Annotated in this window: 12 protein-coding genes; 7 read left to right on the forward strand and 5 right to left on the reverse strand. The window is 64.5% G+C overall.

Annotated features, from left to right (window positions below):
• Positions 1–144: 144 nt before the first annotated feature.
• Together ACESL9_RS03270 and ACESL9_RS03275 are read left to right on the forward strand one after the other, a co-directional pair.
• On the forward strand, positions 145–906 hold the full coding sequence (locus ACESL9_RS03270) for a GNAT family N-acetyltransferase (protein ID WP_372613061.1): 762 nt from the start codon (positions 145–147) through the stop codon (positions 904–906).
• 53 nt (positions 907–959) lie between these two features.
• On the forward strand, positions 960–1,733 hold the full coding sequence (locus ACESL9_RS03275; RefSeq protein WP_372613059.1) for a lysophospholipid acyltransferase family protein: 774 nt from the start codon (positions 960–962) through the stop codon (positions 1,731–1,733).
• Positions 1,734–1,901: 168 nt separating this feature from the next.
• Here ACESL9_RS03275 and ACESL9_RS03280 read toward each other — a convergent pair whose 3' ends face one another.
• Positions 1,902–2,528, reverse strand: coding sequence for a thiamine phosphate synthase (locus ACESL9_RS03280; protein ID WP_372613057.1), 627 nt, complete (start codon positions 2,526–2,528; stop codon positions 1,902–1,904).
• Positions 2,529–2,723: 195 nt separating this feature from the next.
• Between ACESL9_RS03280 and ACESL9_RS03285 the strand changes: the two genes are divergently transcribed.
• The 3 genes from ACESL9_RS03285 to ACESL9_RS03295 are packed head-to-tail and all read left to right on the forward strand — an operon-like array spanning position 2,724 to position 6,132.
• Complete coding sequence (locus ACESL9_RS03285) at positions 2,724–3,461, forward strand: RNA methyltransferase (RefSeq protein WP_372613055.1); 738 nt, start codon at positions 2,724–2,726, stop codon at positions 3,459–3,461.
• Positions 3,462–3,512: 51 nt separating this feature from the next.
• A complete protein-coding gene (gene ctaA, locus ACESL9_RS03290; protein ID WP_372613053.1) occupies positions 3,513–4,652 on the forward strand; it encodes a heme A synthase in 1,140 nt (379 codons plus the stop codon).
• Between the two features lie 4 nt (positions 4,653–4,656).
• On the forward strand, positions 4,657–6,132 hold the full coding sequence (locus ACESL9_RS03295; RefSeq protein ID WP_372613051.1) for a carboxypeptidase M32: 1,476 nt from the start codon (positions 4,657–4,659) through the stop codon (positions 6,130–6,132).
• Positions 6,133–6,158: 26 nt separating this feature from the next.
• Here the strand turns inward: ACESL9_RS03295 and ACESL9_RS03300 are convergent, their stop codons facing one another.
• Positions 6,159–6,509 carry a DUF6614 family protein gene (locus ACESL9_RS03300; protein ID WP_372613049.1) on the reverse strand — a complete coding sequence of 117 codons (351 nt, stop codon included), beginning with the start codon at positions 6,507–6,509 and terminating at the stop codon, positions 6,159–6,161.
• 67 nt (positions 6,510–6,576) lie between these two features.
• Positions 6,577–9,327, reverse strand: a complete 2,751-nt coding sequence (gene gyrA, locus ACESL9_RS03305) for a DNA gyrase subunit A (protein ID WP_372674502.1) — start codon at positions 9,325–9,327, stop codon at positions 6,577–6,579.
• Positions 9,328–9,521: 194 nt separating this feature from the next.
• Here gyrA and ACESL9_RS03310 point away from each other — a divergent pair, with 194 nt between their 5' ends.
• The gene (locus tag ACESL9_RS03310; RefSeq protein ID WP_111361979.1) at positions 9,522–9,785 is read left to right on the forward strand and encodes an usg protein; all 264 of its coding nucleotides are present in this window, start codon (positions 9,522–9,524) and stop codon (positions 9,783–9,785) included.
• 263 nt (positions 9,786–10,048) lie between these two features.
• Here the strand turns inward: ACESL9_RS03310 and ACESL9_RS03315 are convergent, their stop codons facing one another.
• Complete coding sequence (locus ACESL9_RS03315; RefSeq protein ID WP_372613045.1) at positions 10,049–10,609, reverse strand: YSC84-related protein; 561 nt, start codon at positions 10,607–10,609, stop codon at positions 10,049–10,051.
• Between the two features lie 143 nt (positions 10,610–10,752).
• A complete protein-coding gene (gene hemB / locus ACESL9_RS03320; protein WP_372613043.1) occupies positions 10,753–11,748 on the reverse strand; it encodes a porphobilinogen synthase in 996 nt (331 codons plus the stop codon).
• A gap of 187 nt (positions 11,749–11,935) precedes the next feature.
• Between hemB and ACESL9_RS03325 the strand changes: the two genes are divergently transcribed.
• Complete coding sequence (locus ACESL9_RS03325; RefSeq protein WP_372613041.1) at positions 11,936–12,460, forward strand: component of SufBCD complex; 525 nt, start codon at positions 11,936–11,938, stop codon at positions 12,458–12,460.
• Positions 12,461–12,463 lie beyond the last annotated feature (3 nt).

The raw sequence follows: 12,463 nt of genomic DNA on the forward strand, positions 1-12,463 counted from the left end.
GTGATCGAAGGTGCGCATGTGGCGTTGGTTCCGGTATTTGATGACGGATGAAGGTTATCGAAAGGTTAACAAGGATTAACCCTTCTTGCGAAGTGGCGATGGGATGCCTAGAACCGCGCCGCAGGGTATGGGGGGATCGTGTGAATGGCTGAACCGGATTTCGAGGTGAGACTGGCGCGGGGGGATGCGGATCTGCGGGCGGCGCAGGGGGTGCGGTATCGGGTGTTCGTGGAGGAGCTGGGTGGGGGGGGCGGACTGGTCGACCATGAGTTTGGGCTCGAACGAGACCGGTTCGACCCGTTTTGCGACCATATGTTGTTGATCGACCGGTCGAAAGGCCCAGATCAGGTGGTTGGAGTCTATCGCCTGATGCGGCACGGGCAGGCCGAGGACGCGGGATCCTTCTATTCCGAATCGGAATATGACCTCGCGCCACTCAAGGCCAGCGGGCGGCGGCTGCTCGAACTGGGCCGGTCCTGCCTCTTGAACGAGTATCGCGGTGGCGCGGCGATGCACCATCTCTGGCGCGGGTTGGGGGCTTATGTGGACGCCCATGACATCGAGATCATGTTTGGCGTGGCCAGCTTTCACGGGACCGATGTCGAAGCCCTGGCGCAGCCCCTTTCCCTTCTGCATCACAATCACCTGGCCCCCGAAGAACTGCGCGCGCGCGCGCGGGTTTTCCAGCCGATGGACCTGCTTCCGGAGGCGGCGATCGACCGACGCGCAGCCATCGTGCAGGTGCCGGCGCTGATCAAGGCCTACCTGCGGCTGGGCGGCGTCGTGGGCGAAGGGGCCTTCGTCGATCACGTGTTCAACACCACGGATGTCTGCCTGATCATGGATACCAGCCGGATGAACATGCAGCGCGCGCGGCTCTATTACGGGCGGGAGGCGGCGCCGTGACGCCATGGGATCCCTCACGGGAGCCGCCGCAGGCAAGGATCGGTCCGGCGGGCATGATCCTCGTCCTGATCCGGGGGGGGCTTCTCTCGGGCCTGATCTTTGGCGGGCTCGGCCTGTTGTTGCTGCTGCGGCTGATCGAACGCCCCTTGTACGGGATGCACCGTCCATGGACCCCCTGGATCGTTCAGGCGGTGTCTGCGATGGCCCTCAACCTGCTTGGCATCCGCTACCAGGCGGTGGGAAAACCGATGCGCGAGCGGGGCGCCGTGGTGCCCAACCATTCGTCGTGGCTGGATATTTTCGTATTGAATGCCCGCAAGCGGGTCTATTTCGTCTCCAAGGCCGAGGTGGCGCGCTGGCCGGCGATCGGGTGGTTGGCGCGGGCGGTGGGGACGGTGTTCATCAACCGTGATTCGCGGCAGGCGAAGACGCAACAGGCGCTGTTCGAGGACCGCTTGCTCGCCGGACACCGATTGCTGTTCTTCCCCGAGGGCACATCGACCGACGGAATGCAAGTTTTGCCCTTCAAATCAACGCTTTTCGAGGCGTTCTTCAGCCTTGGTGAGGCCCATGCGCTTCATGTCCAACCGGTGACGCTGATCTATCGCGCTCCGCGCGGTCAGGATCCGCGGTTCTATGGGTGGTGGGGCGAGATGGCCTTCGGCCCGCACCTGGCCCGGGTGATGTCGGTGTCACGGCCCGGAGCAGTGACGGTGATCTACCACAACCCCTTGAACGTGAATGATTTTCCGAATCGCAAGGCGCTGGCCAAGGCTTGCGAGGTGGCGGTGCGGTCGGGCCTTCACCACAGCCAGTTTGGCGCCTGAACAGGGCAGGGTCGGGCGGTTGGTGCATGTATTCCGGATGGGAATGGTTAATGTCCGTGCCGCGGCACGGGCCGGGGGGTGATCTTCGGCTGCTGCCCGGCTGCCATGCGTGCACCCCCTGACACGCGGCTCCAGGGACGCGCGCAATGGTTAACGCAACGCGCGCCTTCAGCCGCCGTGCAACGGCGCGAGGAGGGCTGAGAGGGCGGCCACGGGATCGTCGGCCAGCCAGATCTCGTCGCCGATGGCGAAAAAGTCGGTGACGGGGGCGAGGCTGGCCACGAGATCGGTATCGAGCGCGCCCTCGGCGACGACCGGAACCTCGATCATCTCGGACCACCATTCGAAGATGTCGCGCCCGGCGACGGTCCCGTCACCCAGCGGCGTGTCGCCGACCGGGCCGAAACTCACGTAGTCGGCGCCCATCTCGCCCGCGGTCATGCCGTCATGGCGCGAGGCGGCGCAATGGGCCCCGACGATGGCATCATTGCCCAGCGCCTTGCGCGCCTTGCGCACCGAGCGCGCGCCATCGGTGAGATGCACCCCGTCAAGCCCCAGCCGTTCGACCAGAAGAATGTGACGTTCGATCACAAGCGCCACGTCGCGGGCAATCGTCACCTCGCGCACCGCGTCGGCGGCGCGGCAGAGCGTGTCCTCGTCATGCGAAGAGAGCGCGAGGCGCAGGCAGGCGATCTCCTGCGCGTCGAGGACGCGGGCGAGCGTGTCGGGGAAGCGCGAAAGCTCGATCTCGGGGGGGGAGACGAGATAGATCTGCGGCTGATCGGGCTCGGCCATGGTGCGTCTCCTGAGAGTCGGGTTCTGGGTGCTATAGCGCGGGAAATCGCGCGGGTGCAAGCGTTTGGCGGGCGGCCCCCGGGCGTGGTGCGTGACGAGGCCGTGGATTGAGTATTTTTGCCAAGAAAGAGAGCCGGGGGTTTCATCGCGGATGGCCGTGGTTTATCCGAAGCCCGGTCAACCGAAGGATTGCCGATGCCGCGCGAAACCCCGCAACCCGCCTTTGTCCTGGTGCGTCCGCAGATGGGCGAGAATATCGGAGCCGCGGCGCGGGCGATGTGGAATTTCGGCCTCGACCGGATGCGCGTGGTGGCGCCGCGCGATGGCTGGCCCAGTGAACGGGCGGTGGCGATGGCCAGCGGCGCGGGGCGGCTGCTGGACGAGGCGGGGCTTTACGATGATCTGCCCGGCGCGCTGGCCGATTGCACCCATGTCTATGCCACCACGGCGCGGTCGCGCGAGTTGACCAAGCCGGTGCTGAGCCCGGAGCGAGCGATGGCAGAGGCGCGGGCGCGGATCGTGGCGGGCGAGCGGGTGGCGGTGCTCTTTGGCCCCGAGCGCGCGGGACTTGAGAACGAGGACGTGGCGCGGGCCAATGCGATCATATCGGTGCCGGTGAATCCGGATTTTCCCTCGCTCAACCTTGCGCAATGCGTCCTGCTGACGGGGTATGAATGGATGCGCGCGGGGGGTGACGTGGTGCAACTGGACGACTCGCCGCGCGGAGATTGGGCCAGCGGGCGCGAGGTCGAGGCGCTGGCGGCCCATTACGAGGAGCGGCTGGAGGAGGCGGGGTTCTTTTTTCCCGAGACCAAGGCCGAGGGCATGAAAATCAACCTGCGCAACCTGTGGAGCCGGATGCGGCTGAGCCGGGCGGATGTGCAGATGCTGCACGGGATCATGCGGCAAATGGTGCGCTGGAAGAGCCGTTGAAGCTGCGTGCGCGGCGGCTTAGGTTGAGCGCGGTTTTGGCGGAGGCAGGCGATGGCGGAGAAACGGTCGATATTCGAGGATGTCGGGGCGGATGCAAAGCGGGCAGCCGAGCCGGCGGGCGGCATGATCGACGCGCGGCGGCGCGGGGCACGGGGGGCCGTGCGTGCGTGGCTGATGCTGCTCTTCGCGCTGGTGGTGATCATGATCGCGGTGGGCGGGCTCACGCGGCTCACCGATAGCGGGCTGAGCATCACCGAGTGGCGCCCGGTGACCGGGGCGCTGCCACCGATGAACGAGGCCGATTGGCAGGAAGAATTCGAGAAGTACAAGGCGATCCCGCAGTTCGAGTTGCAGCACAGCTGGATGGGGCTGGACGATTTCAAGGTCATCTACTGGTGGGAATGGGGTCATCGGCAACTGGGCCGGGTGATCGGGCTTGTCTGGGCCGTGGGATTGGTGGCGTTCTGGGCGACGCGGCGGATTCCGCCCGGCTGGGGCGGGCGGCTTGTCCTGATCGGGGCCCTGGGTGGCGTTCAGGGGGCCGTGGGCTGGTGGATGGTGGCCAGTGGTCTGACCGGCACGATGACGGCGGTGGCGAGTTACCGGCTGGCGACGCATCTGGGGCTGGCCTTTGTCATCCTGGGCTTCATCGCGTGGTACGTCATGCTCCTGGCGCGCGAGGAACGCGACCTGATGCAGGCGCGGCGGGGGCGCGAAGGGCGGCTCTTTTCGCTGGGCACGGGGTGGATGCATTTCGCGTTCCTGCAGATCCTTCTGGGGGCGCTGGTGGCCGGGATCGACGCGGGGCGCAGTTTCACCGACTGGCCGTTGATGGGCGGGCAGGTGGTGCCGCCGGATGCGTTCGACCTCAGCCCGGTTTGGCGCAACCTCTTTGAGAATGCGGGGCTGGTACAGTTCATTCACCGGGTGGTGGGGTATCTCCTGCTGGGTTTCACGGTGATGGCGTGGTTGCGCGGGCGGCAGAGTGCGAATCCGGCAACGCGGGCGGCGTTCTCGGTGGCCGCGCTGGCAGTGCTGGCACAGGTCGTGTTGGGCATCGTGACGGTGGTGACCATCGTGCCGTGGCAATTGGCGATCCTGCACCAGTTCGGCGCGGTGGTGGTCTGGGTCCTGATCCTGCGGGCGCGGTTCGCGGCGCAGTATCCGATGGCTGTTTCAATCAGGGGATAGGATGATGAGTGCATATGACGCGCTGATGGCGCATCAGCGCCAGACCGAGGCGCTGGCGCAGGTGGCCGGGCGACTGGGCTGGGACCAGGAGACGGTGATGCCGCGCGGGGCCGCCGAGCAGAGGGCCGAGGAGAGCGCCGCCTTGCAGGCGGTGCTGCATGCACGGCGCAGCGATCCGCGTATCGGTGAATGGCTGGCAGCGGTGGACGAGGGCGCGCTCGACGCCGAGGCGCGGGCCAATCTGCGTCACATCCGGCGCGCGTTCGAGCGGGTGAGCCGGGTGCCCGAGGCGCTGGCCACGGCGCTGGCGCGGCTCACGAGCCGGGCGCAGGGACAATGGGCCGAGGCGCGTGGCAGCGAGGATGTGGCGGCGTTCCTGCCGGTGCTGGAAGAGATCGTGACCCTCAAGCGCGAGGAGGGCGCGGCGCTGGCGGCGGGGGGCGATGTCTATGACGCGCTTCTCGATGATTACGAGCCGGAGGCGAAGGCGGCGGAGTTGCAGGCCATGTTCGAGGCGCTGCGCCCGCGGCTGGTGGCGCTGCGCGAGGCGGCGCTGGCTGAGGCGCCCCCCAAGGGGCTGACCGGCGACTTCGGCGAGCAGGCGCAGATGAAGCTCGCGCGCAAGCTCGCCCGTATCTTTGGCTATGACATGACGCGGGGGAGGATCGACAAGGCGGTGCATCCGTTCTCGTCCGGGTCGTTCAACGATGTGCGGATCACCACCCGGACCAACCCGGGCGATCCGTTCAACTGTCTATACTCGACCATCCACGAGACCGGACATGCCTGCTATGAGCAGAATGTCGACCAGGCCTACGGGTTCACGCCGCTGGGGCAGGGCGTGTCGATGGGGGTCCATGAAAGCCAGAGCCGGATCTACGAGAATCAACTGGGCCGTAGCCGTGCCTTTACCGGCTGGCTTTATGGCGAGATGCGCGATTCGTTCGGCGATTTCGGGATCGCCGACGAGGACGCATTCTACCGGGCGGTCAACCGGCTGCATAACGGGTTCATCCGCACCGAGGCGGACGAGGTGCAGTATAACCTGCACGTGATGCTGCGCTTTGATCTTGAGCGGCAGATGATCGCCGGCGACCTGGCGGTGGCGGACCTTGAAGAGGCATGGAATGCGCGGTTCGAGGCGGATTTCGGCTTTGCCGTCGACCGGCCCTCGAACGGTTGTTTGCAGGATGTGCACTGGTCGGTGGGATTGTTCGGGTATTTCCCGACCTACAGCCTTGGCAATGTCTATGCCGGATGCCTGCATGAGGCGCTGCGCGCCGCGCTGCCGGATCTCGACTTGCACCTGGCGCGGGGTGACCTGGCCCCGGCCACGGACTGGCTGCGTGACAAGGTGCAGCGCCATGGGGGGCTCCATCGCCCGCGCGAGGTGATCGAGAAGGCCACCGGGGCGACGGTGAGCGAGTCGCCGCTGCTGGATTATGTGGAGGCCAAGTTCGGCGCGATCTACGGGGTGTGAACGGGGTGGTGGGCAGATTGCCCACCTTACAACAGCGCCATCCGCTCGGCCCGCTCGGGATCGGGGAAGGGGCGGTAGAGGCCGAATTCCTCCTCCGCGATCAGGTTGTTGACCGCGCGGTAGAGCGTGGCGACATGGTCATCAAGACTGCCCGAGAGGCGAAAGGCGCGGTCGAGTTGGGCAAGATCTGCCACCTCGATATGCAGGATGAAATCGCGATGCGAGTCCGAGGCGAGGTTGAGCTTGCGCCGGAAGAGGCGCCAGTGGCCGATGACGCCCTCGGATTGCAGGAACCCCATCCACTCGGACACGGCATGGGCAAAGGCCAGCGCCTTGGCCTCGTTGGCAAGGTCGATGGAGCAGGTATAGAGGTTCATCGCGTCATCCCCTCGAGAAATGGTCGCGAGGGGTATCGCAGGCGATGGTTACAATCAGGTGAAGATCTCAGCTTTCGCTGTTATCCGTTTCGTCGGCCTCGTCGCCCTTGTCGGCGATCCATGCGACGCTGACCACCTCTTCGCCCTTGCCGGTATTGAACACCTTCACCCCGCCGGCGCTGCGCGAACGGAAGGAAATGCCCTCGACCGGCACGCGGATCGACTGGCCCCTGGAGGTGGCGAGCATGATCTGGTCGTCAAGCTCGACCGGGAAGGAGGCGACGATCGTGCCGCCACGCATTGCCTTGTCGATTGCCTGCACGCCCATGCCACCGCGCCCGCGCACCGGGTAGTCATGCGACGACGAAAGCTTGCCCAAGCCGCCAGACGTAATGGTCAGGATCAGGTTCTCGGCGGCCGACATTTCGGCATAGCGTTCCGGGCTGATAGTGGCGTTGGCCGTGGCGGTGTCTTCATCCATTGCATCAACATCGTCGGCCAAACCTGCGACAGCGCGACGCATTTTGAGATAGGCGGTGCGCTCATCCGTGGTTGCCTCGAAATGCCGGATAACCGACATCGACACAACCCGGTCCTTGCCCTGAAGCCGGATGCCGCGCACGCCGGTCGAGCTTCGCCCGGCAAAGACGCGCACCTCGGTGGTGGGAAAGCGGATGGCGCGACCCGCGTCGGTGACCAGCATCACGTCGTCATCCTCGGAACAAATCCTTGCATTGACGAGGCTTACAGACCCATCTTCAGGCAGTTTCATCGCGATCTTGCCGTTGCGCATCACGTTGGTGAAGTCCGACAGGCGGTTGCGGCGCACATCGCCCGCCGAGGTGGCAAAGACGATCTGGAGATCGTTCCATTCCTCCTCGGGGCGATCGACCGGCATGATGGCAGCCACGGACACACCTTGCGGAATGGGCAGGATGTTGACGATCGCCTTGCCCTTGGACGTGCGCCCGCCGAGCGGCAGGCGCCATGTCTTGAGCTTGTAGACCATGCCGTCGGTGGTGAAGAACAGAAGCTGGGTGTGGGTGTTGGCCACGAAAAGCGTGGTGACCACGTCATCTTCCTTGAGCCCGCCGCCCGAGAGCCCCTTGCCGCCACGCTTCTGGGCGCGGAAATCGGCCAGCGCGGTGCGCTTGATATAGCCGCCCTGGGTGACGGTGACGACCATGTCCTCGCGCTCGATCAGGTCTTCGTCTTCCATGTCGCCCGACCAGTCGACGATCTCGGTGCGGCGCGGCACGGCGAACAGTTCCTTCACCTCGCGCAGCTCGTCCGCGATGATCTCCATGATGCGTTCGCGCGAGCCCAGAATTTCGAGGTATTCCTTGATCTTGCCGGCCAGGAGTTCAAGTTCGTCGGTGACCTCCTTGACGCCCAGTTGGGTCAGGCGCTGGAGCCTGAGGTCGAGGATGGCGCGGGCCTGTGTCTCGGACAGGTTATAGGTGCCGTCCTCGTTCATCGTGTGTGTCGGATCGTCTATGAGGCGGATGTAAGCGGCGATGTCGGCGGCGGGCCAGCGCCGTTCCATCAGCTTGCGCCTTGCCTCGGCGGCGTCGGCGGAGGATCGGATCGTCGCCACCACCTCGTCGACATTCGACACCGCCACGGCGAGACCACAGAGCACATGGCTGCGCTCGCGCGCCTTGCGCAGTTCATGGGCCGTGCGTCGTGCGACAACATCCTCGCGGAAGTCGATGAAATAGCTCAGGAAGTTCCTGAGCGTGAGGGTCTCGGGACGGCCGCCGTTGAGGGCCAGCATGTTGCAACCGAACGAGGTCTGCATCGGGGTGAAGCGAAACAGCTGGTTGAGCACAACCTCGGCGGTGGCGTCGCGCTTGAGTTCGATCACCACGCGCACGCCGGAGCGGTCGGACTCGTCCTGCACATGGGCGATGCCCTCGATCTTCTTCTCGCGCACCTGCTCGGCGATCTTCTCGATCATCGACGCCTTGTTCACCTGGTAGGGGATCTGGTCGATGACGATGGCATAGCGATCCTTGCGCAGCTCCTCGATCCGGGTCTTGGCGCGGATGATCACGCTGCCGCGGCCTTCGAGATAGGCCTTGCGTGCGCCGGAGCGGCCCAGAAGGATGCCGCCGGTGGGAAAATCCGGGGCCGGGATGTAGGAAATGAGCTGTTCGGAACTGAGGTCCGGGTCGTCAATAAGAGCAAGGCAGGCGTCGATCACCTCGCCAAGGTTGTGGGGCGGAATGTTGGTGGCCATGCCCACGGCAATGCCACCCGCACCATTGACCAGCATGTTGGGAAATCGCGCGGGCAGGACCGTGGGTTCGCGGTCTTTTCCGTCGTAATTGTCCTGGAAATCAACGGTTTCCTTGTCGATATCGGCGAGCAGGTAGCTTGCGGGCTTGTCCATGCGCACCTCGGTGTAACGCATGGCGGCGGCGTTGTCGCCGTCCATAGAGCCGAAGTTGCCCTGACCGTCGAGCAGTGGCAGGGACATGGAGAAATCCTGTGCCATGCGCACCAGCGCGTCATAGATCGCGGAATCCCCGTGCGGGTGGTACTTGCCCATCACGTCGCCGATCGCGCGGGCGGATTTGCGATAGGGTTTGTCATGGGTGTTGCCGGCCTCGTGCATGGCATAGAGGATGCGGCGGTGGACCGGCTTGAGGCCGTCGCGCAGGTCGGGAATGGCGCGGCTCACGATCACGCTCATCGCGTAATCGAGATAGGAGCTTCTCATCTCCTCGGTGATCGATACGGTTGGGCCGTCGTAGGGCGGGCGCGAGGGCGCGCTTTCTTCCGTATTTTCAGGGGGTTCCGGCGTATCGTTCACGTTCTTTGCCCGTCTTTTGCTTGTGGCCCATATCTTGTTGTCAGGCTTATACCAGAGCCCGCATATGGGGTGCAATGGGCGATCCCGGCAGCCGTTGGCAGCAGGGATGCGAGGATGCTAACATATTGTTTTTGTTGAAAAGTAATTTTTACATGGCATGCTTTACCCCCAGCACAACAAAAGGAAGGACCGCGATGACCGAGACCGAAATGCTTCTCAAGGGATACGGGCTGACCACGGCGGAGTTTTTCTATCGCATGCCGGATCATGTCCATGTGCTCAACAGCTTCATCTGGCAGGAGTATGACCTTGCCCCGGATCACCCGAAACTCTTTGATTTCATTGAGTTCTGGCAGCGCGAGATCGACGGGCCGCTGCATTCGGTGCGCTTCAACCACCGCAAGCTGGTGGCGCCGGGGGAGTGGCGCAATGTCGTCGGCGAGTTCACCGTGCACTGACCGGGCAGCGATGGCACCGTGCGGTGGGGTAACGTCGATTTTTCGGCGAAAAACCGGGGGTGACATCCGGCTGCTCGGCGTATGATTTACGGCTGCCGGGCAAAACGAAAGCGTTAAGCAGGGCAAAGCGTTAACGCAGCGCGGCGGGTTGATCCAGTGACTAGGGAACTGCCCTTGCCCGTAACACTAGCAAAGCCACCCGGGCAGCCCCCCGCCGTCGGGCTTTGCCGTCTTGGCGACAACCCGCTTCAGCGGTGCGCGGATCAGGGGATGATGCGGGTGTATTTCACGCCCTTGAGCGTGGCGCCGATATGCAAGCCCGCCTGCCCGAAGATCACCGCCACGACCGGCGCGGTCGATGTCGTGGTCTCGGCGCGCAGGTTCTCGCCCATATCGTTGAACACGTATTCCACGTCGGCGCCCCCGGCCCAGCCGGGCGAGCGGCGGAATTTCGACAGCGCGTCCTCGGTCATGAAGAAGAGCACGTGGGCATGTTGCTGTGCCCCGATCTGGAGCCCGAAACTGCCCTTGGTCGCGGAATAGTAATCAACCGAAACGTCGTCCACGCGCAGCGCGCCGCGCCCGTAGCCGCCCCCGAAGCCGAAACCGGCCTCGGTCACAAGCGGCATGACCAGCATGCCGTGCGATTTCTCGGCCAGGTCGCGCGTCGCGGGATAGGTGTCATAGAGAAACTCGAGCGTGGTGTCGACGCGCGCGTCGATCTTGGCCCCGCCGCTGGAGCCGATGCCGTTGCCGCAGGCCGAAAGTGCCCCGGCAGAGGCGATCATGGAAAGCGCAAAGCCGCGCCGTGTCATCGGAGTCATGGGTTCACTGCCTCGAAATGTTGCCTTGGTTGCCCGAGAGCCGGGTTTGGCCCGGTCGTGGCACAAGTATAGGTCGATTGCGCCGGTCTGTCACTAGCCAAGGCGGGAATGGGCGGGAAGACGTACCCGGGCCGGTTTGGCGATCAGGCCAGTGCGCGCGCCACCGTGGGGGCGAAATAGGTGAGGATACCGTCGCAGCCCGCGCGCTTGAAACACATCAGCGATTCCACCATCGCCCGGTCGCCGTCGATCCAGCCGTTCTGCGCCGCCGCCTGGATCATCGCGTATTCGCCCGAGACCTGGTAGGCGAAGGTGGGGGCGCCGAAGCTGTCCTTCACGCGGCGGCAGATGTCGAGATAGGGCAGCCCCGGCTTGACCATCACCATGTCGGCGCCCTCGCGCAGGTCACGTTCGACAAGGCGCAACGCCTCGTCGGAATTGGCCGGGTTCATCTGGTAGCTTTTCTTGTCGCCCTTCAACGCGCCCGTGGCGCCCACCGCGTCGCGGAAGGGCCCGTAAAAGGCGGAGGCGTATTTCGCGGCATAGCTCAGAATCATCGTGTTCTTGTATCCGCGATCTTCGAGCGCGTCGCGGATCGCGCCGATGCGCCCGTCCATCATGTCGGAGGGGCCGATGATGTCGACCCCGGCCTCGGCCTGTGAGAGCGCCTGTTTCACCAGCGCCGCGACGGTTTCGTCATTGACGATCTCGCCATCCACGAAAAACCCGTCATGGCCCAGCGCATTGTAAGGGTCGAGCGCCACGTCGGACATGACCGTGATATCGGGGGCGGTCTGCTTGATGGCGCGGGTGGCGCGATTGGAGAGGTTCTCGGGGTTCCAGGCCTCTTCGCAGGTGGCGGTTTTCAGGGCCGGATCGGTATAGGGAAAAAGGCAGATCGCGGGGATGCCAAGGTCCTGCGCCTCGCGTGCGGCCTCGGCCACGCGGTCGACGCTGCGCCGCACCACGCCGGGCATGGAGACAACCGGGTCTTCGACGCCATCGCCGTCGCAAACGAATACCGGCCAGATGAGATCGTTCACGGTGAGCGCGTTTTCCTGCACCAGCGCGCGAATGGCCGAGGAGGCCCGGGTACGCCGGTGGCGGGTGAGGGGAAAGGGGGCCTGAACCGGTCTCATGCGCGATATTCCTTTTTCATGCTTGCGCATCGCGACGATCCTTGGGGGTTCGCCTTGCGCTGGCGCAATTCCAATGGCATGGAAGCCCCCGCATCTTCAAGGGTAGGAATTGCCGCGCGGCAAGTCTAGAAGGTGATCCGTGATTTCAGGGCCGTGACCGGCGGGCCGTGCAAGCAGGAACTGGGCCTTGGACTGGTATCAGACGATTTTCGAGTTGATCGACATGCGGAGCTTTTCGAACCTGTGGTTCTGGATCGCTCTGGCGGTGATGTGGTCGACCGCGTCGCATTGGGTGCTCGGCGTGCCGTGGGACATGGTGCTGCGGGCGCGGCGTGAGGGCGGGCAATACGAGTCGGATCTCGAGGCCCTGGTGCGGATCTATACCGGGCGGCTCATGTATATCGCGCGGGTGTCGGGACTTTGGCTGATGGGGTTTGCCTGTTTCTTTCTGACGCTTCTCGGGCTGCTGGGCTTCGTCTACGGGTTCGAGTTCGGGCAGGCGTTGTTCCTTCTGGGCTTTCCGATGTCGATTGTCGGGGCGTTGAGCTTCAATACCGCGCGGCTGATCCGGGACCGCGACGAAAGCGGAGATGCGCTCTATCGGCGGATGCACCGGCACCGGATCATCGTGCAGGCGATCGGCATGGTGTCGATTTTCGTGACGGCGCTTTGGGGCATGTTCCAGAACCTGGCGGTCGGGCCGTTCGGCTGAATG

It is taken from the genome of Aquicoccus sp., from assembly GCF_041686535.1.
GTDB lineage: Bacteria > Pseudomonadota > Alphaproteobacteria > Rhodobacterales > Rhodobacteraceae > Aquicoccus.

Excerpts from the sequence above, each read along its gene's own strand:
- ACESL9_RS03310 (WP_111361979.1), top strand. The coding sequence starts at position 9,522 with ATGACCGAGACCGAAATGCTTCTCAAGGGATACGGGCTGACCACGGCG.
- ACESL9_RS03270 (WP_372613061.1), top strand. The coding sequence starts at position 145 with ATGGCTGAACCGGATTTCGAGGTGAGACTGGCGCGGGGGGATGCGGAT.
- ctaA (WP_372613053.1), top strand. The coding sequence starts at position 3,513 with ATGGCGGAGAAACGGTCGATATTCGAGGATGTCGGGGCGGATGCAAAG.
- ACESL9_RS03280 (WP_372613057.1), bottom strand. The coding sequence starts at position 2,528 with ATGGCCGAGCCCGATCAGCCGCAGATCTATCTCGTCTCCCCCCCCGAG.
- hemB (WP_372613043.1), bottom strand. The coding sequence starts at position 11,748 with ATGAGACCGGTTCAGGCCCCCTTTCCCCTCACCCGCCACCGGCGTACC.
- ACESL9_RS03285 (WP_372613055.1), top strand. The coding sequence starts at position 2,724 with ATGCCGCGCGAAACCCCGCAACCCGCCTTTGTCCTGGTGCGTCCGCAG.
- ACESL9_RS03295 (WP_372613051.1), top strand. The coding sequence starts at position 4,657 with ATGAGTGCATATGACGCGCTGATGGCGCATCAGCGCCAGACCGAGGCG.
- ACESL9_RS03315 (WP_372613045.1), bottom strand. The coding sequence starts at position 10,609 with ATGACTCCGATGACACGGCGCGGCTTTGCGCTTTCCATGATCGCCTCT.
- ACESL9_RS03300 (WP_372613049.1), bottom strand. The coding sequence starts at position 6,509 with ATGAACCTCTATACCTGCTCCATCGACCTTGCCAACGAGGCCAAGGCG.
- ACESL9_RS03275 (WP_372613059.1), top strand. The coding sequence starts at position 960 with ATGATCCTCGTCCTGATCCGGGGGGGGCTTCTCTCGGGCCTGATCTTT.